General features: G+C 32.4%; 24 protein-coding genes. 16 read left to right on the top strand and 8 right to left on the bottom strand.

Annotated features, from left to right (window positions below; all coding sequences use genetic code 11):
* Window positions 1-45 precede the first annotated feature (45 nt).
* The 8 genes from ACYSNM_RS00310 (at window position 46) to trpA (ending at window position 8131) form a co-directional block, all read left to right on the top strand.
* Window positions 46-1419, top strand: a complete 1374-nt coding sequence (locus tag ACYSNM_RS00310; protein WP_461755146.1) for an NADH-quinone oxidoreductase subunit N — start codon at window positions 46-48, stop codon at window positions 1417-1419.
* Window positions 1420-1831: 412 nt separating this feature from the next.
* On the top strand, window positions 1832-3220 hold the full coding sequence (locus ACYSNM_RS00305; RefSeq protein ID WP_461755145.1) for an anthranilate synthase component I family protein: 1389 nt from the start codon (window positions 1832-1834) through the stop codon (window positions 3218-3220).
* A 1-nt stretch (window position 3221) separates the two neighbouring features.
* Window positions 3222-3785 (top strand): anthranilate synthase component II, encoded by a 564-nt coding sequence (locus ACYSNM_RS00300; protein ID WP_461755144.1) that lies wholly within the window; start codon window positions 3222-3224, stop codon window positions 3783-3785.
* 3 nt (window positions 3786-3788) lie between these two features.
* On the top strand, window positions 3789-4778 hold the full coding sequence (gene trpD, locus ACYSNM_RS00295; protein WP_461755143.1) for an anthranilate phosphoribosyltransferase: 990 nt from the start codon (window positions 3789-3791) through the stop codon (window positions 4776-4778).
* Window positions 4775-5566, top strand: coding sequence for an indole-3-glycerol phosphate synthase TrpC (trpC, locus tag ACYSNM_RS00290; RefSeq protein ID WP_461755142.1), 792 nt, complete (start codon window positions 4775-4777; stop codon window positions 5564-5566). Before trpD ends, trpC begins: the two co-directional genes overlap by 4 nt.
* A complete protein-coding gene (locus ACYSNM_RS00285) occupies window positions 5559-6185 on the top strand; it encodes a phosphoribosylanthranilate isomerase (RefSeq protein WP_461755141.1) in 627 nt (208 codons plus the stop codon). Before trpC ends, ACYSNM_RS00285 begins: the two co-directional genes overlap by 8 nt.
* Complete coding sequence (gene trpB, locus ACYSNM_RS00280; protein ID WP_461755140.1) at window positions 6178-7371, top strand: tryptophan synthase subunit beta; 1194 nt, start codon at window positions 6178-6180, stop codon at window positions 7369-7371. Before ACYSNM_RS00285 ends, trpB begins: the two co-directional genes overlap by 8 nt.
* Complete coding sequence (gene trpA, locus ACYSNM_RS00275) at window positions 7361-8131, top strand: tryptophan synthase subunit alpha (RefSeq protein ID WP_461755139.1); 771 nt, start codon at window positions 7361-7363, stop codon at window positions 8129-8131. Before trpB ends, trpA begins: the two co-directional genes overlap by 11 nt.
* 278 nt (window positions 8132-8409) lie before the next feature.
* Here trpA and ACYSNM_RS00270 read toward each other — a convergent pair whose 3' ends face one another.
* The gene (locus ACYSNM_RS00270) at window positions 8410-9114 is read right to left on the bottom strand and encodes an SCO family protein (protein WP_461755138.1); all 705 of its coding nucleotides are present in this window, start codon (window positions 9112-9114) and stop codon (window positions 8410-8412) included.
* Between the two features lie 161 nt (window positions 9115-9275).
* Here ACYSNM_RS00270 and ACYSNM_RS00265 point away from each other — a divergent pair, with 161 nt between their 5' ends.
* Window positions 9276-11336, top strand: coding sequence for a M13 family metallopeptidase (locus ACYSNM_RS00265; RefSeq protein WP_461755137.1), 2061 nt, complete (start codon window positions 9276-9278; stop codon window positions 11334-11336).
* A 34-nt stretch (window positions 11337-11370) separates the two neighbouring features.
* Here ACYSNM_RS00265 and ACYSNM_RS00260 read toward each other — a convergent pair whose 3' ends face one another.
* Together ACYSNM_RS00260 and ACYSNM_RS00255 are read right to left on the bottom strand one after the other, a co-directional pair.
* Window positions 11371-12927: a S41 family peptidase gene (locus ACYSNM_RS00260; protein ID WP_461755136.1), complete on the bottom strand. Its 1557-nt coding sequence runs from the start codon at window positions 12925-12927 to the stop codon at window positions 11371-11373.
* A gap of 10 nt (window positions 12928-12937) precedes the next feature.
* On the bottom strand, window positions 12938-13369 hold the full coding sequence (locus tag ACYSNM_RS00255) for a deoxycytidylate deaminase (protein ID WP_461755135.1): 432 nt from the start codon (window positions 13367-13369) through the stop codon (window positions 12938-12940).
* Window positions 13370-13641: 272 nt separating this feature from the next.
* On the opposite strand from ACYSNM_RS00255, the gene ACYSNM_RS00250 reads away from it, so the two are divergent.
* Window positions 13642-14073 (top strand): TerB family tellurite resistance protein, encoded by a 432-nt coding sequence (locus ACYSNM_RS00250; protein ID WP_461754491.1) that lies wholly within the window; start codon window positions 13642-13644, stop codon window positions 14071-14073.
* 33 nt (window positions 14074-14106) lie between these two features.
* On the opposite strand, the gene fbp is transcribed toward ACYSNM_RS00250, so the two are convergent.
* A complete protein-coding gene (gene fbp, locus ACYSNM_RS00245; protein ID WP_461754492.1) occupies window positions 14107-15117 on the bottom strand; it encodes a class 1 fructose-bisphosphatase in 1011 nt (336 codons plus the stop codon).
* 93 nt (window positions 15118-15210) lie between these two features.
* Between fbp and ACYSNM_RS00240 the strand changes: the two genes are divergently transcribed.
* From ACYSNM_RS00240 to ACYSNM_RS00220, 5 genes are all read left to right on the top strand, one after another.
* Window positions 15211-15684 carry a GNAT family N-acetyltransferase gene (locus ACYSNM_RS00240; RefSeq protein ID WP_461755134.1) on the top strand — a complete coding sequence of 158 codons (474 nt, stop codon included), beginning with the start codon at window positions 15211-15213 and terminating at the stop codon, window positions 15682-15684.
* Window positions 15684-16934, top strand: a complete 1251-nt coding sequence (locus ACYSNM_RS00235) for an aspartate kinase (protein ID WP_461755133.1) — start codon at window positions 15684-15686, stop codon at window positions 16932-16934. The genes ACYSNM_RS00240 and ACYSNM_RS00235 overlap by 1 nt, the downstream gene beginning before the upstream one ends.
* A gap of 75 nt (window positions 16935-17009) precedes the next feature.
* On the top strand, window positions 17010-17228 hold the full coding sequence (locus ACYSNM_RS00230; protein WP_461754495.1) for a hypothetical protein: 219 nt from the start codon (window positions 17010-17012) through the stop codon (window positions 17226-17228).
* A gap of 193 nt (window positions 17229-17421) precedes the next feature.
* The gene (locus ACYSNM_RS00225) at window positions 17422-17985 is read left to right on the top strand and encodes a 2'-5' RNA ligase family protein (protein ID WP_461755132.1); all 564 of its coding nucleotides are present in this window, start codon (window positions 17422-17424) and stop codon (window positions 17983-17985) included.
* A gap of 3 nt (window positions 17986-17988) precedes the next feature.
* Window positions 17989-18336 carry a tRNA-binding protein gene (locus tag ACYSNM_RS00220; protein ID WP_461755427.1) on the top strand — a complete coding sequence of 116 codons (348 nt, stop codon included), beginning with the start codon at window positions 17989-17991 and terminating at the stop codon, window positions 18334-18336.
* A gap of 51 nt (window positions 18337-18387) precedes the next feature.
* On the opposite strand, the gene ACYSNM_RS00215 is transcribed toward ACYSNM_RS00220, so the two are convergent.
* Genes ACYSNM_RS00215 through ACYSNM_RS00200 form a run of 4 tightly spaced genes read right to left on the bottom strand, consistent with a single transcriptional unit; the run spans window position 18388 to window position 21117 of the window.
* Window positions 18388-19050: a Rossmann-fold NAD(P)-binding domain-containing protein gene (locus ACYSNM_RS00215; RefSeq protein ID WP_461755131.1), complete on the bottom strand. Its 663-nt coding sequence runs from the start codon at window positions 19048-19050 to the stop codon at window positions 18388-18390.
* 54 nt (window positions 19051-19104) lie between these two features.
* Entirely contained in the window at window positions 19105-20505 is a 1401-nt protein-coding gene (gene aspA, locus ACYSNM_RS00210) for an aspartate ammonia-lyase (RefSeq protein ID WP_461755130.1), read from the bottom strand.
* Window positions 20506-20539: 34 nt separating this feature from the next.
* Window positions 20540-20911 (bottom strand): YchJ family protein, encoded by a 372-nt coding sequence (locus ACYSNM_RS00205; RefSeq protein WP_461755129.1) that lies wholly within the window; start codon window positions 20909-20911, stop codon window positions 20540-20542.
* Between the two features lie 2 nt (window positions 20912-20913).
* Window positions 20914-21117 carry a hypothetical protein gene (locus ACYSNM_RS00200; protein ID WP_461755128.1) on the bottom strand — a complete coding sequence of 68 codons (204 nt, stop codon included), beginning with the start codon at window positions 21115-21117 and terminating at the stop codon, window positions 20914-20916.
* Window positions 21118-21388: 271 nt separating this feature from the next.
* On the opposite strand from ACYSNM_RS00200, the gene ACYSNM_RS00195 reads away from it, so the two are divergent.
* A complete protein-coding gene (locus ACYSNM_RS00195) occupies window positions 21389-22987 on the top strand; it encodes an Ig-like domain-containing domain (RefSeq protein ID WP_461755127.1) in 1599 nt (532 codons plus the stop codon).
* Window positions 22988-23008: the final 21 nt, after the last annotated feature.

Here is a 23008-nt window from a genome sequence, read left to right as displayed (position 1 = left end):
TAGATCGTCTAAAACAAAAGATCATCACCCTTCAAAATTCAACAAATGAATACATTAATAGCAATTGGCGTATTAGCGGTTTTAGTACTTATTTTAGAGATAATCAACTTACGTAAATTGGTCATTCCAGTTAGTATAGTTGGTCTATTAGCTATTTTAATCTACACCGTTTGCAATATTGACCAGGTAGAATCTTACTATAATAGTATGTTTATTTCTACTAGGTTTTCTTCGGCATTTTCATCTTTATTTATAGGACTTACCATAGCAATCCTTGCTCTTAGCAAGAATTTTTATAAGCAAAGCTTTTCAAAAATAGCCGACTATGTCTCTCTAAAAATATTTTTATTAATGGGAGCAATTTGTATGGTAAGCTTTGGAAATATGGCCATGTTTTTTCTAGGTCTAGAAATACTTTCTATTTCATTATATGTACTTTGTGGAAGTGATCCCAAAAACATTAAAAGTAATGAAGCGGCCATGAAGTACTTCCTTCTAGGGTCTTTTGCCTCTGGAGCAATTTTATTTGGAATCGCACTTGTTTACGGAGCAACAGGCTCTTTTAATATGCAACAAATTGCTGATATTTCTCTAAATAATGCTTTACCAGTTTGGTATTCCTTAGGTAGTATGCTTATCATTATTGGAATGTTATTTAAAATAGCAGCTGTGCCATTTCATTTTTGGGCACCAGATGTTTACCAAGGGGCTCCTACTTTAACTACTGCAATGATGAGTACTTTAGTTAAAGTAACAGCTATAGCTACCCTTTTCAAACTTTCTCAAGAATTACTACCAAGCATTACACAAAATGTTACTTTAGTTCTAGTAGTTATTGCGATACTTTCTATGACTGTAGGAAACATTATGGCGATACGCCAAAAAAGTGTCAAACGCCTTCTAGCCTACTCTGGAATTTCCCATGCAGGTTTTATGATGATAGCATTAACTTCACTTACTGATTTAGGTGCATCCAATCTTTTCTATTATGCTGTAGCTTATAGTGTGGCGGGAATTGCTGCTTTTAGTATACTAATAGCTGTAACCCAAGATAAAGACAATGATTACATAGAGAATTTTAAAGCTTTAGGTTATACCAACCCACTTTATGCTATCATAATGACAGTAGCTTTACTTTCTATGGGAGGTATTCCGATCTTTGCAGGTTTCTTTGCTAAGTTCTTTTTATTAACTCAAGCACTAGAAAATGGTTATATAGCATTAGTAATCTTTGCTGTTATCAACTCCTTTATTAGTATCTACTATTACATGAAGATTGTTATAGCAATGTACTGGGATAAAGACCAACAACAAGAGCCTGTTTCTAATAAACTATGCATACAAGTAATTGGTGGACTTGCAATCCTAATTAATATTATAATCGGAATATATCCAGGTCTAATCACTAATTTTTTCTAGTTTTTTATTGAAAAAGAATTTTTATAAAGAATTTTTCATATATTAGCCCCATAAAGATAAACATGAAAACAAATAACTTACATACAAATTGGTGGAGCAGACTAAATCCGAGTTGGGATTCAGTTGGATCATGTATGTAATTCAAGTTTTGATTTTTTTAAGATAAAAACGAATACAAAATATACAAAGCCTACTAGAGTCTCTCTAGTAGGCTTTTTTTTTACAAATTTTTTTTTATTTACGATTATGCAATTTATTAATACATTTTTATCATGGTGGTGGCAGTCCAATTCCCAAAAAGAATTCGGTTGATACCCCTGTATATATATATTAATTTTTTAGTAATAATAAAATAGGTCTTCTGAATTTTTCGGAAGACCTATTTTTTTTTTAATCTAACACAAAACACATCATGACTTTCCAAACCTTATACAAAAAAGAACTTGCCGATTTACACACTCCAGTGGAGCTATATTTAAAACTACGTGACAAATTTCCACATAGCTTTCTACTAGAGAGTTCTCAATATAATAGTAAAGAGAACAATTATACCTATATCTGTTTAGACCCAATTGCTAGCTTTATTTCTACGAAAGAAGAAACTATCGTTACAAAACCCAACTCCGAAAAAACCCTTCTAGCCAATAGTGCTATAGATATTTCACAGGAGCTAACTAAGTTCATCAATAGTTTTAAAGTAGAAAAAGATCAAAATATTACTTTTATAAATAATGGCTTATTTGGGTATTCCAACTACGAAAGTTTAGAATTATTCCAAGATATTGAACTACAAAAAAGCACTTATAACTTACCTGTCATTCAATACCACTTCTTTAGATACTTATTAGTTTTTAATCATTTCAATAATGATTTATATATTATCGAACATGTTGAGCAAAACAAGCAACCTACCCTTGATAATATTGTTGAACTTTTGAAATGCGCCTCACCAAGTGCTTATCCCTTTAAAAACATTTCCGAGGAACAAACAGACCAAAGCGATCAGGAGTTTATGGAAAGCTTGAAAGAAGTACATAACCATTGTAAAAAAGGGGATGTTTTTCAATTAGTCTTATCTAGAGGATATGAGCAAAAATTCCAAGGAGATGACTTTAATGTGTACCGAACACTAAGAAGTATTAACCCATCTCCTTACTTATTTTATTTTGATTATGGAAATTTCAAAATATTCGGTTCTTCCCCAGAAGCCCAACTAGTGGTAAAAAAGAATAAAGCTTATATACATCCTATTGCTGGAACTTTTAAAAGAACCCATGATGCCAATAAAGATAAAGAGTTAGCTATTGCCTTACAAAATGACCCAAAAGAGAGTGCTGAGCACATTATGCTAGTGGATCTAGCCAGAAATGATTTAAGTATAGAAAGTAACAAGGTAGAGGTAGAAGAATTCAAAAAAGTAGAATACTACTCTCATGTGATTCACTTGGTTTCTAAAGTAAGTGGTGTGTTAGAGAATCAAAGTAAGTCCATAAACGTCTTTAAAAACACTTTCCCTGCTGGTACACTCTCCGGAGCTCCCAAACGAAAAGCAATAGAATTAATCAATAAGTACGAAACAAAATCTCGTGGATTTTATGGTGGAAGTGTTGGTATTCTAGGTCTAGATGGAAATATAAATCAAGCAATATTTATCCGTTCTGTCCTAAGTTTAAACAACACCCTACATTATCAAGCTGGTTGTGGAGTAGTAATTCTATCCAATTTACAGAGTGAATTACAGGAAATAAACAACAAATTAACCGCAGTTAGAACAGCAATTAATCTTGCTCAAAATATATAAAATGATGAACATACTTGTAATAGATAACTACGACTCCTTTGTTTATAACATTGTTTACATACTAAAACAACATAAAGAAGTAAGTGTCCAAGTAGTCAAAAATGATAAGATCAATTTTAATGAACTACATAAATTCGACAAAATTCTATTATCTCCAGGACCTGGAAATCCACAAGAAAATGGACAGCTAATGCAGCTTATTGAACAATGTGCTTCTACTAAAGATATATTAGGAGTCTGTTTAGGGCATCAAGCTTTAGGAGTATACTTCGGAGCTACATTGAAACAATTAGAAAATCCCTTGCATGGAATAAGCTCTCCCATGGCAATTTTAGAGAAAGATTACCTTTTCAATGGTATAAAACAAGATAGTTCCATCGGCCATTATCATTCTTTAGTCCTTAGCGATTTACCAGATTCACTAATTGCACTTTCGGTAGATAATAATCAGAACATTATGGCCTTTAAGCATAAAGAATATTCTATTCGAGCAGTACAATTTCATCCAGAATCTATACTTACTACGGATGGAAAAACGATGATTGACAACTGGATAAAAAATTAAATTATGAAAGAAATATTACATCTATTAGCCCAACAAAAAACCTTGTCTTTTGAAAAAGCTAAACAAGTTCTAATAAACATGGCTAACCATGAATATACCCAAATACAAACTGCTGCTTTACTAAGTTGCTTTTCCATGCGTGCTATTACCTTAGAAGAACTTAAAGGCTTTAGAGCAGCAATGTTAGAATTGTGTACAAAAATTGATCTATCAGAATTCAATCCAATGGACCTTTGTGGAACAGGTGGAGATGGAAAAGATACTTTTAATATATCTACTCTATCTAGCTTTGTGGTAGCTGGTGCAGGAATCCCTGTAGCTAAACACGGAAATTATGGTGTTTCTTCCATTTCAGGTTCTTCGAGTGTGATGGAAAACTTAGGAATTCATTTCACAAGTGATACCAAGCGTTTAAAACAACAATTAGCTCAAGCAAACATTTGCTTTTTACATGCTCCCTTATTTCATCCCGCGATGCATAATATTGCTAGTGTACGTAAAGAGTTAGGGGTTAAAACATTTTTTAATATGTTAGGTCCCTTGACTAATCCATGTAGTCCTAAGGTGCAATTAATTGGTTTATCCAACTTAGAGCTATTGCGTATGTATCAGTACTTATTACAACAAGCCAATACACAATATACAATTATACACTCCCTTGATGGATATGATGAATGTAGCTTAACTCAATCATGTAAAATAGTTACAAATCAACAGGAAAAAATCATTGACTCTACGTATTTCGATTTACCTGCTATATCAGCACAAAGTATAGAGGGTGGAAAGACCGCTGAAGAATCAGCCTATATTTTCTGGCAGATCTTAAAAGGTAAAGGAACAGATCAGCAAAATAGTGTCGTTTTAGCCAATAGTGCCTTAGCAATACATACCTACTATCCTAATTTAAGCATACATGAATCAATGGAGCTAGCCAAAGAGTCCCTATTAGGAAAAAAAGCAAAAGAAAAATTTGAAATATTACGTCAGCTATGAGAAATATACTACAAGAAATAAAAGAAAATAAACTACAAGAACTTAACCAAAGAAAAAAACAAAGGTCTATTGCAGATTTAGAGTCCAGCGCTTTATTTTCTAAAAAGGGTAAGTCTATTTCACAAGCAATCTTAGATCCTTCCAAAAATGGTTTAATTACAGAGTTTAAAAGACAATCTCCATCTAAAGGAATAATCAGAGAAAATGCTCAAGTAGACTATTTCATAGAAACCTATCAAAATAATGGTGCTTCTGCTATTTCAGTATTACATGATCAAGATTATTTCGGTGCGGAGAAGATGGATTTAAAAAAAGCATGTGAAATCGCTCAAATTCCCATCTTACAAAAGGACTTTATAGTAGATTCTTATCAAATTATAGAAGCAAAAGCCATTGGAGCTGATGCAATTTTACTTATTGCAAAGATACTAGAGGACCAGCAAATAAAAGATTATATAGATTTAGCCCACCAAATTGGACTAGAGGTACTTTTAGAAACGCAAAGCCAAGAGGAAATAGAAAGATGTAAGGATTTAAATTTTGACCTAATAGGCATCAACAATCGCAATTTAATCAACTTTCAAGTGGACATTCAAAATAGTATTGAACTAGCAAAACGCTTACCAAGTAATGCTATAAAAATTGCTGAAAGCGGTCTAGATAATCCCCACGTCATTAAAACTTTAAAGGAAAATGGCTTTAATGGTTTTTTAATGGGAGAATATTTTATGAGACAAGAGGATCCAAAACAGGCGCTTTGCGCCTTAATTAATCAACTAAATGCGTAAGTTAATTAAAATTTGTGGCTTAACACAGCAACAAAACATCGAGCAAATAAATAAATTAAACCCCGACTTGATAGGCTATATATTTTATGAGAAATCTAAGAGGTATATGCCTTCCATACCCAAATTAGATCAAAGTAATTTGAATGGGATAAAAAAAGTAGGAGTTTTTGTACATGCTTCAAAAGAATTTATCCTAGCAAAAATACAAGAGTTTGACTTGGATTACATCCAGCTTCACTCCGATGAAACGCCAAGTGATTGTGCATTTTTCCAGAGTAAAAATATTAAGGTAATTAAGGCATTCTCTATAGCAAAGGCTAGTGATTTTCAGAAGACAACCCCTTATGAAGTCTATTGTACTCATTTCATTTTTGATACAAAGACTCCTTTATATGGAGGTAGTGGCGAAACCTTCCCATGGGAGCTATTAAAAAATTACACCGGAACAACTCCTTTTTTACTAAGTGGAGGTATCAACAACCAAAATATAACACAAGCTTTAAAACTAGAGCATTGCCAATTAGTAGGTTTTGATATTAATAGCGGAATTGAAGATTCTCCAGGATTAAAAAACATAGAAAAAACACAACAAATAATAAAAACAATACGTCATGAATAATTCATTCGATCCAGATTTCAACGGTTACTATGGCAACTTTGGAGGTGCATTTATCCCAGAGATGTTATACCCTAACATACAAGAATTACAAAATAATTATCTTCAAATTTTACAAGACCCACAATTTCAACAAGAGTTAGACCAGCTACTAAAAGACTATGTAGGTAGACCTACTCCACTTTTCTTATCGAAGAATTTATCCAAACAATTCAATGCTAAAATCTACTTGAAAAGAGAGGATCTGAATCATACAGGAGCACATAAAATTAATAATACTGTTGGACAAATTTTATTGGCTAAACGACTAAATAAGCAACATATTATTGCTGAAACCGGAGCAGGACAACACGGCGTAGCAACTGCCACAACATGTGCACTTTTAGGCTTAAAATGTACTATTTATATGGGAGCAATAGATATTGAGCGTCAAAAACCAAATGTGGAAAGAATGAAGATGTTAGGAGCAACAGTAGTTCCTGCCCATAGTGGAAGTAAAACACTAAAAGATGCTACTAACGAAGCAATTAGACATTGGATTAACAATCCTACAGAATCTCATTATGTAATTGGTTCTGTAGTTGGACCTCACCCCTATCCAGATATGGTTGCTAAATTTCAGTCCGTTATAAGTAAAGAAATAAAAAACCAACTACTTGAAAAAGAGCATACAGATAAACCAGATTATGTTATCGCATGTATCGGAGGAGGAAGTAATGCTATGGGAGCCTTTTATCATTTTATCGACAATCAACATACCAAGCTAATTGCTGTTGAGGCAGCAGGAAAAGGAGTAGATACTCAACAAACTGCAGCAACTATAGCTAGAGGTAAACAAGGTATAATTCATGGAAGCTTAACTTACTTAATGCAAGATGAAAATGGTCAAATAACAGAACCTTACTCTATCTCAGCGGGACTAGACTACCCAGGAATTGGACCTGCGCATGCTTTCTTACATCAGACGGATAAGATAAAAGTAGCTAGTGTTACAGACCAACAAGCAATAGAGGCGGCAATGCATTTAAGTAAAGTAGATGGAATAATCCCTGCTTTAGAGTCGGCTCATGCCTTAGCTTATCTGAATCAAATGCAACTTAAACCCTCTGACATTGTGGTTGTAAATCTATCAGGAAGAGGAGACAAAGACATGTTAACTTATGAAAAATATTTTACAAATGAAAAATAGAATTACAGAATTATTTGAAAAGAAAGATAAAAATATTTTGTCTATTTTCTTTACTGCAGGATACCCAAACTTAAAAGACACCACCACTATAATTAAGCATTTAGAGCAAGAAGGAGTAGATTTAATTGAAATAGGTATTCCATTCTCTGATCCATTAGCCGATGGCCCTGTAATCCAGGAGAGTTCGAGTATCGCCATTGAAAACGGTCTTAGCTTAACAGAGTTACTAGAACAATTGAAAGACATTCGAACACAATGTCAAATTCCTATTGTTCTAATGGGATATTTAAATCCTATTCTGCAATATGGTATTGAAGAGTTTATTACCACTTGTTCCAAAATAGGTATAGACGGTTTAATAATTCCTGATTTACCTCTTGACTTTTATAAATCTAAATTTGAAAGCTTAATGCTTGAGAATAACCTTAGTAATATTTTACTAGTAAGTAATCAGACAAGTGAACAAAGGATTTTAGAAATCGATAAAAATTCTACAGGTTTTATTTATATGGTTTCTAGTGCAGGTGTTACTGGGAGTGCTATTGATCTAGAAGCTAACCGTGATTATTATCAAAAAATAGAAAGTTTAGGGTTAAAAAATCCTCGTCTAATTGGTTTTGGAGTTAGAGATAAACAAAGCTTTAATGCAGCCACTAAATACAGCAGTGGGGCAATTATAGGAACTGCGTTTATAAAACATATTACACAACATGGAATAGACCAAAAAAGCATAAAGGCTTTTATCAATCAAATACGATAAAGCAAAAAAGTCATCTTTTCAAGATGACTTTTTTATTATATACAATCTTTGTCGGAACTTCTACACGATTTTTTCCTAGGTTTCTTGCTCTTTGTAAGTAGAACTTTTATTAAAAATAATAGTGCTAAAACAAATAAAACGTAAACAATAATTTCTATATATTCCATCTAGTTAATCATATAGGGTAAGTATATAAGATAAAACAAAATTGGCTACCCTTAAAGTTTATCCAAAAAAAAAGAAGGTATTCAACCTTCTTTTATCTATTTGACATTTAATTATTTATCTTTTTGATGCTCATAAAGCCACTGTATATCTTCCCAAAGCTCTTGCATATTCTTGGCCTCAGGGTCCTTAGTATCAAAATTGGTTCCATCATAAAAACCACGAATTCTTCCATTTTTATCTACTAAAACAAAATTCTCTGTATGTACCATATCATAAAGTTCATCAACAGAACCTGTCTTTACTGCTAAGTATGAATTACGAGCTATGAAATAAATATCTCTTTTATCTCCTGTAACTAAATTCCAAATAGAATCGTCTACATTCTTGTCTAAAGCATATTGTTTTAAAACCTCAACAGTGTCTATTTCTGGAGTTACAGTATGAGAAAGTAATTTAACCCCTGGTAGGGTTTTTACTTTTTCTTGTAACCATTCCATATTATCTCCCATAATAGGACAAATAGTGGTACAAGTAGTAAAGAAAAAATCAGCTACATAAATATGTCCTTCATAATCTTTCTGGGTAATAGTATCCCCATTTTGATTATAAAAAGTAAAATCAGCTACTTTATGCCTTTGTTTATTGGCTTGATGCTGAATTAAAGTATCTACTAACTCTGGATTAACCATTGATGGGGTGAAAACAGGAAGCGACTTTCGATATTTTAAAGCATTATAAAACATTACCAAAATTCCTGCGCACAATAAGAATAAAAATAAAAAAAAGTATTTGTATTTTTTGAAGTACTCTAACATAATAACTCTGATTTTCAACAAATTTACAAATTCGATTTCTAAAATTAGTTAAAGTCTACCCAAATGACATTTATATAAAAAAAAGTATGAAATATTATATTAGCTAAACTTATTTGTTATTTTTGTTATTATATCAACAAAAACTAAAATACTTAAATATTATGAACAAAAAGGTATTACTAGCCTCAGCTATCGCTTTAGTTACCTTGGCATCTTGTAAAGATGACAAAAAAACAGACCAGGATCAACAGAATCATGGGATCACTTTAGAATACATGGATACGGATACAAAGCCTGGAGATGATTTTTTCCGCTATGTAAACGGTACTTGGTATGATAAAACAGAAATTCCAGATGACCGTACTAGATGGGGAAGTTTTGATGAGTTAAGACAAAATACAGACAAAGATGCCTTAGCTATTTTAAAACAAGCTTCACAGGATAAAAACTTAGATCCTAATTCTGATCAAGCAAAAGCTGTAGCGATTTACAACACTTATTTAGATTCAAAAACTAGAACAGAACTTGGTACCCAACCAATTCAAAGCTTATTAGATCAAATTAATGCAATGACTTCTGTACAGCAAGTAGAGAAGTTAATTAATGAATTAGCTGATTATGGAGGACTTGGTCTATATTCCTCTTATGTAAGCGCTGATGCGAAAAGCTCTTCTGAAAATGTGGTATACTTATCTCTTGGATCTTTAGGATTACCTGATAAGGATTATTATATGCTCGATTCAGAGGATATGAAAGAAAAGCGTCAACAATATGTTGATCACGTAACACGTATGCTTACTCTTGCAGGAGAACAGCCTGCAGAAGCAGCACAAGATGCAAAAAGCGTTTTAGAAATCGAAACAAAACTTTCTGAACCTCGTTTAACAAGAGTTGAAAGAAGAGATGCTAGATTAACTTATAACCCAATGACTTTAGCTGAATTACAAAAACTTGCACCAGTTATCAATTGGACGCAATATTTTGAAGCTAAAGGCTTGAATAAATTAGATAAAGTAATTGTTTCACAGCCAAAATATATCGCTGCATTAAACAATATCTTAACACAGAATAATCTACCTCAAATTAAAGCATACTTAAAGTGGACTTTAGTAAATAGATCTGCTAGTATATTAACACCTGAGATGGAAACAGCAAATTGGGAATTTTACTCTAAAACTTTAGAAGGAGCACAAGAACAACGTCCAATCGAAGAAAGAGCTTTAGCGGTAGTTAATAGTAGTGTTGGAGAAGCTTTAGGTCAATTATATGTTGAGCAAAAATTCCCAGCTGAGGCTAAGGAAAAAGCAAAAGCGATGATTTCAAACGTGATCTCTTCTTTTGGTGAAAGAATCCAAAACTTACCTTGGATGGCAGAAGAAACCAAAAAAGGAGCATTAGAAAAATTATATGCTACAACTATTAAAATTGGTTACCCAGATAAGTGGGAAGACTATTCTACAATGGAAATCAAAAATGTAGACCAAGGAGGAAACTACTATGACAACATGAGAAATGCAACCAAATGGGGAGTAGCTAAAAATACTTCTGATTATGGAAAACCAGTAGATAAATCTCGTTGGGGAATGTCACCTCAGACAGTAAATGCTTATTTTAATCCTGTATATAATGAGATCGTTTTCCCAGCAGCAATCTTACAACCTCCATTTTATGACTACCAAGCAGATGAGGCAATCAACTATGGTGGTATTGGAGCAGTAATTGGACATGAGATTTCGCATAGTTTTGATGATTCAGGATCTAGATTTGATAAAAATGGAAACCTAAACAACTGGTGGACAGCGGAAGATTTAGAGCGCTTTACTATGTTAGGTACTAATCTAGCAGACCAATACAGCGAATTAGAACCACTTCCTGGTGTTTTTGTAGATGGTAAATTTACTTTAGGTGAAAATATTGGAGACTTAGGTGGAGTTAATGCTGCATATGATGGACTACAAAAGTATTTAGCAGAAAATGGTGATCCAGGGTTAATCGATGGATTTACACCAGAGCAACGTTTCTTTATTTCATGGGCTACAATATGGAGAACTAAAGCAAGAGACGAAGCAGTTAGAAACCAAGTAAAAACTGACCCTCACGCTCCTGGACATTACAGAGCATATGTACCTTTACAAAACGTAGATGCTTTCTATGAAGCTTTTGATATCCAAGAGACTGATAAATTATATATCAAACCAGAAGAAAGAGTAAAAATATGGTAATCCCATATATCTATCTATAAAAAATGTCCTTCCTTTAATTAGGAAGGACATTTTGTTTTTCAATACTTTGTAAAGCCTCCTTTAAAATTTCATCTTGGGAAAGCTTGTATTTATAATAGGTAGTTTCATCAAAGAGTTGATGTATAAATTCTTCGTGTAAATATCCTATCACTTCATTTTGGTATTTCTCTAATTGAAAAGACAACTTTTTATTTTGCAAAAACGCCTTGAAATCACTTAATAGAACATCTTTGTTAGTTTGTAGATAAGTATCTAGTTCTGATAAATCAAGGTTGCTGAAAAACCCTCTTTGCTTATCAATAGTTTCGAATACAAAAAAGCTACTCGCATTACTTTTCATTAAAAACTCCATTCCATGTGAAAAGCGGTTTTCTTTATTTTTCAATAATATATCAGGAGTAATCCCTCCATTGGCATAAACCTCTCTACCTTTTAGAGTCATAAACCTAGTTGTATCCAATGGCTTTTTCTCTATAACAGAGTTGTCTATTTGATTGCTATATGGCAATTGTATTGATCTTCCTGAAGGTGTGTAATACCTAGCTGTAGTCAAGCGAATAGCAGATCCATCTCCTAATAGAAATTCTCTTTGCACCAGCCCTTTACCAAAGGTTGTTCTACCAACTATAGTTGCTCTATCATTATCTTGAAGAGCCCCTGCAATAATTTCACTAGCAGAAGCACTATTTTCATTGACTAGAATTAATAATGGCTGTTGGCTAAAAAGATTAGTACTTTTCGCATAGGTTATCTTTTGCTTATTTTTTTGAGATAAGGTTTTTAGAAGCATTTGATTCTCTGGAACCAAATCGTTTAAAATTTTTATAGCTTGGTCCATATAACCTCCAGGATTGTCTTGCAAGTCGATAATCAGTCCTTTTATCTGTAAAGCGACTAAAGCCTGTAAAGCATTGGAAAAATCTGTATACGTGTTTTTTGAAAACGTATTAATCTTGATATACCCATATCCATTATCTAATATACCACTATAGGTAATACTAGGCACATCAATTTTTTCTCTATGAATAGTTAAAGGCAACAAAGAATCTATACCTGGGCGTTTAACTAATACGCTCACTGTAGAATTTATTGGTCCTTGTAGGGCTTTAACAATACTATCTCTAGGAATGTCTTTCCCATGCAATACTGTATTATCCGCCACTAAGATTCTATCCCCCTTTAGTACTCCTCCCCTATATGCTGGCCCTTTTGGATCACTTTTAAGAACTACTACACTATCCCTATAAGGATAGTAATGTATGCCTATACCAATAAAGCTACCTTGCATCACTTTATTTATTTCAACCAATTCGTCTTTACCCATATAAAAAGAATGGGGGTCTAATTGTTGTAAAATCGTAGAAATAACTTTTTGTGAAACTGAATCTAGATCAACGTTGTCTACATATTCGGTATCAATAAGATCTAAAAGCTTATTGATTTTTAGTTTTTGATCTTTTGTCTGATTAATGTCTTGCGACCTAAGACTGACTTGAACCAAAAAGCCTCCCAAGAAGATACCTAAGCATAAAGTAAGAGATAAGGCAAAAGGCCAAAAAAACTTATTCATACTTGAAAACTTATTCTAAATTGGTAATCTGCACAACTTCTACTGCTGCTCTTTGAAGAAAATCCACTCCTTCAGTATCTTTATAAGCTTCAATATAAACTACACGTGTAATTCCTGCCTGATGGATTAACTTGCTACACTCTTTACAAGGAGACATAGTAATATATAAAGTAGCATCAGTACAGCTTTGAGTAGAACTTGCTACCTTCAAAATAGCATTTGCTTCCGCATGTAAAACATACCAATGGGTTAAGTTGGCCTCATCTTCACAACAATTTTCAAAACCGGTAGGAGTGCCGTTATATCCATCAGAAATGATCATTCGATCTTTTACAATCAAAGCTCCAACCTTTTTACGTTTACAATAAGACAACTCTGCCCATTGTCTTGCCATGCGTAAATAGGCTTTATCGTATCTGGCAATTTTTAGTTCACTATCCATCCTTTAGATTATTTTGAAGTTTAACTTTTATTGAAAACAAAAATACACAAATGTTCTGGTATACCTGAGGTTCTAATAAATGGAATTTTTAGTTCCTACCTAATCTATACGAGAAAAACAAATTTCATTTTATATACTAAAAAGAATATAAAAAGTAGATAAATAAAAATCTTACACAATATATATTGTAAAAAATCTAATCTACATAAAAAAATTCCTTATCTTTCTAATACGAAAAGATACTAATTATAAACTTTTAATTATTTACAACTATGACACAGGACGATGATGTATTCGATGCTGACTTCGTAGATAGAAACAGAGGACACTTTGCTTCTATTGTAAGAGTAGCTTTAGCCAATGGACACTGTTCAGCGGAGGAAAGAGAGTTTATTGATCAATTAGCACATCGCTTAGAGATCACACCACAGGATTATAAAAACATACTTCTGGATCCCACAAAGTACCCAGTAAACCCTCCATATTTAGAAATTAAGAGAATTGAGCGTTTATATGATTTAGCCCGTATGACCTATGTAGGAAATATGCTAGGACCTAAACAAAAAGATATTTTAAAGAAATTTGCTGTTGCTTTAGGTTTTACTAATGATGTAGATTACTTAGTAAGTAAGGCACTATCCTTAATGGTCTTAAATGTAGATGAGGATACTTTTGTACAAGAAATTAAAAATATAAAAAAATAAAAAAGCGATCTAAATTAGATCGCTTTTCTTATATTAAATATAGTTAGCCATAAACTCTTCTGCTTTTGCAACCATGTTTTCACTTCCACAAATAAAAGGAACACGTTGATGTAATTCAGTAGGCTCTACTTCCATAATTCTCATAAATCCATTAGAAGCTTTACCTCCTGCTTGCTCTACTATATATGCAATAGGATTACATTCATATAATAGGCGTAATTTTCCATTTGGTGCTTTTTTAGTAGAAGGATACATATAAATACCTCCTTTTAAAATATTTCTATGGATATCTGAAACTAAACTTCCGATATAACGAGAAGAATATGGTCTATCTTGTTCTTCCTCTTGGCAGTACTTGATATAGTCCTTGATTCCTTGAGGGAACTGCATATAATTACCTTGATTTACCGAATAGATGTTACCATCTTTAGCAATCTTCATATTAGGATGAGACAAGTAAAAAGTACCAATTGCAGGGTTTAAAGTAAATCCATTAACACCATTTCCTGTTGTATAAACTAACATAGTTGAAGATCCGTATACAATATATCCCGCTGCAACTTGATTATCTCCTTTTTGAAGAAAATCTTCTTTAGTAACAGGAGTTCCACTTGGAGTAACTCTTCTGTAAATAGAGAAAATAGTCCCAACAGAAACGTTTACATCTATATTAGATGATCCATCTAAAGGATCCATTAAAACAACATATTTATTCTCATTGGTTCCCTTTTTACCTTTAATGGCAATGAAGTCATCTTCCTCCTCAGAGGCAATACCACAAACAATCTCACGATTGATTAGAGTATTGATGAAAATTTCGTTGGCATATACATCTAACTTTTGTTGTTCCTCACCTTGAATGTTAGCAGTACCAAAAGCTCCAATAATATCTACTAATCCGGCTTGATTAACTTGATGACTTACTACTTTGGCTGCTAATCTTAAAGAGTTGATTAATCTAGATAGTTCGCCTGAAGAATATTTGAAATCTTCTTGCTTATCGATAATAAATTCACCTAGGGTTTGATTTTTTTGTGTTGTCATTATGAAAATGATTCTTTAGTTGTGTATATAATTCTGCAAATATCGTTAATTTTGTTCTTCTATTGAAAGAATAACCATTAAAACTAAAACATTATGATTATTAGACCTGCAACCCCAGAAGATATGGGTAGTGTATTGGAACTTATTAAAGAATTAGCTGCCTTTGAAAAAGAGCCACAAGCAGTTATAATCACAGAAGAAGACCTAATTAGAGATGGTTTTGGCGCAAAACCTCTTTTTGAAGCATTAGTAGCCCAACAGGACAATAAGATTATTGGAATGGCATTATTTTACAATAGATATTCTACTTGGAAAGGTAAAACAATTCACTTAGAGGATTTAATTGTAACACAAGATAAAAGGGGAACTGGAGCTGGAATGGCTCTTTACAAGGAAGTCTTTAAAATTGCTAAAAAACAAAATGTTAAGCGAGTAGAATGGGTAGTATTAAATTGGAATCAACCTGCTATAGACTTCTATCAAAGTTCAGGAGCTGATGTCCTAACAAATTGGAACACAGTTCAAATGGATGAACAAGGAATTAATCATATGTCACAAAGAAAATAATGAGGATATTTAAATTTGGAGGAGCATCAATTTGTAATGCCCAAAATGTTAGAAACGTTGGAAATATTTTGATCCAAAATAATTATCAAGACATCTTGATAATTGCTTCTGCAATGGGAAAAACTACTAATGCCCTTGAATTGGTAGTTAATAATTATAGAAACGATCCCTCTGAATTATCTCAAAGTTTAAATGCTGTTAGAGACTTCCATTATCAAATAATACTAGATCTATTTCCAGATACTACTCATCCAATGTTTAAAGAACTAGAGGATAATTTACAGGAAATCTCTAGCTTTTTAAAAAATAATAAGTCACCTAACTATAACTTTATCTATGATCAAGTTGTAAGTAAAGGGGAGATTATTTCTACTAGAATACTCCATTATTACTTAATATCCCTTGGCTTGGAAAACCATTGGTTAGATGCCAAAGATTTAGTAGAAACAGACTTCACCTATAGGGATGCCAATGTAAATTGGGAACAAACTACCAAGAAAATAAATGAGTTAATCCAACCAAAACAATTATATATTACCCAAGGATTCATCGCTGCAGACTCCAATGGTTTTGCTACGACTTTAGGTAGGGAAGGTTCAGATTATTCAGCAGCAATTTTCGCCTATATACTCAATGCAGAAAGTGTAACAATATGGAAAGATGTTCCTGGGGTATTAAATGCTGATCCACGCTATTTCCAAGAAACTACACTTTTGGATGAAATTTCTTATCAAGAAGCTATTGAACTAGCATTTTATGGAGCAACTGTAATACATCCAAAAACCCTTCAACCTTTACAAAACAAAGAAATACCTTTATATGTTCGCTCTTTTGTACAACCTAGCTTAAAGGGCACAACTGTAAGTAAAAACTATGGGTTAACTCCTCTAGTTCCTTGTTATATTGTAAAAAATAACCAATTGCTAATTTCTATTTCTTCCAAAGATTTCTCTTTTATAATGGAACAAAATATTAGCGATATTTTCCACCTTTTACACCAATATCACATAAAAGTACATGTGATACAAAACTCAGCTATCAGTTTTACTATTTGTGTAGAAGATAAATTTCAAAACTTTTTTAAGCTAAACCAAGAGTTACAAAATAACTTTAAGGTAAGTTATAATGAAAACGTTTGCCTATACACTATCAGACATTTTGACCCTGATAAAGCAAGTCAACTTTTAAAAGACAAAACTATTCTTTTGAAACATGTAAATAGAGAAACCATGCAAATTGTAACTAAGTAGTTATAATGCTGTCAATTATAAATATTAATTGATAAATATTTTGTAAATTAGACTACAACTTTAAAAGGTACCATTATGAAATATATTCAAGAATTTTCATCCATAGATTTTGAAAACGATATTTTGGTAATTGATTATAAAGACCATCAGATTCAAAATCCAGTTGTACAGGTATTTCGTCTAATTGATGAGTTTGTTTATCAAATTGAATATTGTAAAGTATATGTTTCCAAAGCTCATAATGTAGACATCTTTATTAAAGAACCTTTCAAAGGTAAAGTAATCTTGTACTAATTTTTTAAAAACACAATATTAGCTATCCTAGCTTAGATAATTAATAAAAAAGCATGCTTATTGATAATACCATTTCAATAAGCATGCTTTTTTATTTGGCACAAAGAACCTACTGATAAACAAGCTTAACCTTAATTATTTGCTTTTAAACAAAAGCTACCTTAAGTTTAGGCACACCTTACGACCTAAAAAAATGAATCCTCTAAATAAATACTCTATCTGTTTTTTACCTGATCAAAATACCCTTGAAATTGTGGCGGCAATGAAAACAGACTTATCTAGTGAAATTGGATGGTTTAATAGTAAAAATGCCATTGGACATATTACTATTATGGAATTTCAAACTACAGAACAACAGATTGAAAAAGTAGATCGCTTTCTTGTAGATTGCTGTAGCTATTTTTCTCCAATACAAAGTGAGTTAGTAGCATTTAATAGCTTTCCTAATGGTGCCTTTTTCTTGGAAATAGATCCGGTATCTTCAAAAACATACCAAGACTATGCTACTGAAATATTTAAAGGTCTTACAATTAAAAACGCCTATAAAAGTACAACACCCCATCTGACTATAGCAAGAAAATTAACCAGTGGTAAATTGCAACAAGCCTTTGACTTTTTTCAAAATCCAGCCATTACAATGCAATGTAACCAAATAGCATTAAGAAGGCTAAACCAAGAAAAATTGCAATTTGAAATTATTGCAACCTATACATTCAAACAGAAAGAAAAAATAGAAAAACAATTAACCCTATTTTAAATGATGAAAAATATAACAAATGACCTTACGTGGGATGAATTTACTAAAGTAGATATGCGAGTAGGTACTATTATAGAGGCTCAAATCTTTGAACAAGCTAGAAATCCGGCCTTTAAACTTTTGATTGATTTCGGAGGCCAAATAGGTATAAAAAAGAGTTCAGCACAATTAACAGCCCTATATACCCACCAGGAATTAATAGGCAAGCAAATAATCGCAGTGGTAAACTTCCCTGAGAAACAGATTGCAACTCTAAAAAGTCAATGTCTAGTAATGGGAGCTGTTTTAGGAAAAGAAGTTACCTTACTAACTGTTGATAAACCTTGTGAGAATGGTTTAAGAATTGGATAAAATAAAAAAATCTGTTTGTATTCTTACAAACAGATTTTTTTATTTTATATTTTATTTATCTTCAGATGCTTCCAAGTTTACAATATCTATATTTTCTATTATCCTTACCCCTATAGAGTCAGACAAACTTTCACTTATCAATGCTTGAGCAACTCCCTTAACACTCACTGGTGTGGAACTTTTGAAGAGTCCTATGCTAGTGATGAACTTTGATACTTGTACGGTTAATTTCTCTAAATTACGTGTAGATCCAGGACGAATTAAAGAACCAGGACGAATAAATACCGTTTTAGGGAAATTAAGAGCTAAAATGGCCTGTTCAACTTGTCCCTTTATTCGAAAATAGAACAATGCACTTTTACTATTTGCACCTTTAGAGCTCACTAAACTAAAGCAGTTTACTCCTAAAGATCTACAAATACTTGCAAAATCAGTTACATAACTATAATCTATTTTATAAAAATTACTCTTACTTCCAGCTTGCTTTAAGGTTGTCCCTAAAGCACAAAAGGCTATATCGGCTCCTTGTATAAAGGAAGTATCCCAATGTTGCATTTGATCAAAATCTAAAACATACTGTTTTAATTTAGGATGGCTATATTCCATTTTTTTCCTAAGAATAATTTGTACTTCCTCTACCCTATCATCCAACAAGAGTTGGGTAGTTAATTCCATTCCTGTGGCACCTGTACCACCGATTATAATAATACGCATATAGATATTTTTAAAAAAAGGGATGTCCTATAATGGACATCCCTTTTAAGAATATTAAACTTTCGAAGGAGCTAACATATGCTTAGGATCTAAGATCTCATCTAAGCGCTCTTTACTAAGAAGATTATTTTCTAATACTAAATCATAAACGCTTTCTCCTGTTTGTAAAGCTTGTTTAGCAATTTTTGTAGAAGCTTTATATCCTATATAAGGATTAAGTGCAGTAACAATACCTATACTACCTAAAACTAATTCTTTATTGTGTTCCACATTAGCTTTAATACCTAAAACACACTTAGTTAAAAGAGTTTCCATTGCATTATCTAACCATTGCATAGATTCCATTACACTATGAGCAATAACAGGCTCCATAACGTTTAATTGTAACTGTGCTGCTTCCGATGCCATAGTAATTGTCATATCATTACCAATTACTTTAAAACATACTTGGTTTACTACCTCTGGAATAACTGGATTTACTTTTCCAGGCATAATAGAAGATCCTGGTTGCATTGCAGGCAACTGAATTTCATTTAATCCACAACGAGGTCCACTTGAAAGTAATCGTAAATCATTACATATTTTAGAAAGCTTGATAGCTATTTTCTTTAAAGCTCCAGAATAAGCTACAAATCCACTAGTATCTGAAGTTGCTTCTACTAAGTTTTTGGCAGATACAACAGGTTCATCTAATAGAATTCCAAGATTTTTAGCACATAGTTCCGCATATCCAGGCACTGCATTCAAACCAGTTCCAATTGCAGTAGCTCCCATGTTTATTTCTAAAAAGCCTTTACTCACATACTCCAAATTAGCAATCTCTTTTTCTAAAGTATAAGCAAAACCTCCAAACTCCTGTCCTAATGTCATAGGAACAGCATCTTGAAGTTGTGTTCTACCCATTTTAATTACATTTTCAAACTCGTTAGCTTTTTCTTGTAAACCTTCACTAAGTTTGCTTAGAGTCTTAATCACCTTTTGATTCATGTTGAAAATCGCAACTTTTAAAGCAGTTGGATAAGCATCATTTGTACTCTGAGATAAGTTCACATGATCATTTGGGGAACAATATTGGTATTCTCCTTTTTGATGACCTAAAAGTTCAATAGCACGGTTAGCTATAACTTCGTTGGCGTTCATATTAACAGAGGTACCTGCTCCACCTTGAATCATATCTACAGGAAACTCTTGGTGAAATTTACCATCTAGAATTTCTTGACATGCATCGGCAATTGCTTGGTAAATTGGTTGCTCTAAAACATTTAATTCAAAGTTAGTTTTAGCTGCAGCCCATTTAGTAAGAGCTAATCCTTTAATAAATTCAGGATAATCAGACAATTTACTGTTTGAAATTTTAAAATTATCCACTGCACGTTGTGTTTGCACACCATAATAGGCCTGTAATGGCACTTCTAAATCACCGATAAGGTCGGTTTCAATTCTAGTTGATTTCATAATTATAGTTGTTTTATTAATTTTTGTATCGATTTTAACCGTTTACATAATACCATTTTGAAGCGAACTTTTCAAAATAAGAGTTTTCATGGTGAACATGTTCCATTCCTTGATTATCTCTAAAATAAGCTTTAAAGTTTACATAATTTCCCTTGGCCTGTAGAATTTCTAATTTAAGCCATGTATTTTCAAGGGACCATTCCAATATATCTTTCTTATTATGGAACTTCCTTTGAGACGGATGGGTAGTATCTAATAAATATTGCGCATCCCCTATAGCATATGCGCTATATCTAGAGCGCATAAGCTTCTCAGCTGAATCTGGAAATTCAGTCTTACTAATAAATGGTTGACAACATTTCGAAAACTTTAAACCACTCCCACAATAACAAGGTAAATCTTGCATAACTAATCTAGTTTACGTTGTAGCTCTTCTACAATTTTTAGATACTTACCGTAAACGGCCAATTCTTTGTCTTGTGTAGTTGTATCTAAGACTTGGTAAATTATTTCTTTAAGTGTTTCTATTTTCACTAATGCCTGTTGGCTCTCGCCTTTGGCAATTTGGGCCATTATTGCCATAATTTGCCTTTGTACTTGTTCCTCGTTCATTTTAATGGTCTTTGTTTAGACAAATATATTTTGTTAATAGGGATTTCCATAATTAAAACTTTAAAAAATTCACGTCTAATTAAAAAATAATATAGTATGACCTATTTTTCTAATTCAAACTACGTCTATTTTCTCATTAAGACTAATAAATTGAAAAAATACTTGTGATAATACATTTTTTTACAAAATCAATCCCTCATACATCCCTTTTTGTAACATAGATTTTCTAACTAAAAAATATAATTGTTTCTTTGTCTTTTAATTTATAGTTATGTCGAAGTTTCGTATATATTTTAGTTGCATCTCTTTGGTATTTATTACCTTGTTTTTTGCCAACTGCGCAAAAAGGGGGAGCATTAGCGGAGGTCCAAAAGACACTCTACCACCAGTTCTAATTCATAGTATACCTAAGAACTATTCTACTAACTTTGATCAAAAGGAAGTGCGTATTTTATTTGATGAGTATATTAAGGTGAATAACTTAAACCAATATCTTATCATCTCTCCTCCAATGGAAAATATGCCGGATATTAGCCCTATGGGAATTCCTAAGAAAACATTAACCATTCGTTTTAGAGATTCACTTGCCCCTAATACCACATACAATATAAACTTTGGTGATGCTATTGCGGACAATAATGAAAACAACGTCTTCCAACAATTTAAATATGTATTCTCTACCGGAGATTATATTGACTCCTTACAATTAGGTGGTAGTATATCTACTGCACATCAATTAAAGACGGATAACTTTGTAAATGTAATGTTGTATGAGGCAAAAACTTTTACTGATTCTACTGTATATAAGCAAAAACCACTATATGTAACTAATACCTTAGATAGTCTAACTAGCTTTAAATTAGAAAACCTAAAAGAAGGATATTATAAAATAATAGGTTTAAAGGATAAGAATAATGATTATCTATTCAATCCTAGTACGGATAAAATAGCCTTTTTAACGGATTCCATTTATCTGCCAACAGATAAAAAAATTGACTTAGTTCTATTTGAATCTATCCAGGAATTCGCCGCTAAAAGACCTACACAAGAGTCTGAAAATAAATGGTACCTTCCTTATGTAGGAGAAATAGAGGATTTAAGTATTGACGTAAAAAAAGGAGATAGCTTAATAAAAAGTACCTATACTTTTTTACCGAAAAAAGACAGTTTACAAGTTTGGTTTCCACAGGTAAAAACAGATTCACTTACAATGAGTATATCTAAAGGAAAAGAAGTTTTCACCTTAAGACCAAAAGTAAAAATTAAAGAGATAGACTCTTTACAAATCACAGGAACTTCAGGCTTATTACATTATGGCAAAAACCTACAACTAAGTTCAACTACTCCTATAGAGCAAATTGATTTAGATAAATTTATCTTTATAGATCAAGACTCTGTAGCCGTTAGCTTTACTTTGGATAATAAGTATTTAGACCAATCCTTGGTAGTGAATTTTGAAAAACAAGAATCTACCAAGTATAATTTATCTCTTTTACCAGGGGCCATTACAGATTTCTTTGGAGAGAAAAACGACACATTATCTTATTCCTTTTACACAGGACCTTATAAAGACTATGGTAACTTAAGTATTTCCTTATCCAATGTGGAAAGCTTTCCAATCATTGTAGATCTAATAGACGATAAGAACAATGTACTAGCAACAAAATACTCAACAGGTGAAACGACCTTAGATTTTGACCTACTAACACCAAATACCTATATTGTGCGTATTTCCTATGACACAAATCGAAATGGAAAATGGGATACAGGGGATTACCTAAAACAAATTCAGCCAGAGAAAAGCGTATTTTTCCCAGAACCAATTATGGTCAGAGCTAACTGGGATCTAATACAACAGATTGATTTATAAAAATTAAATACCCCAAAAAGT

This window comes from Myroides sp. LJL116, assembly GCF_054871685.1.
This window is presented reverse-complemented; position numbering and strand designations above follow the sequence as displayed.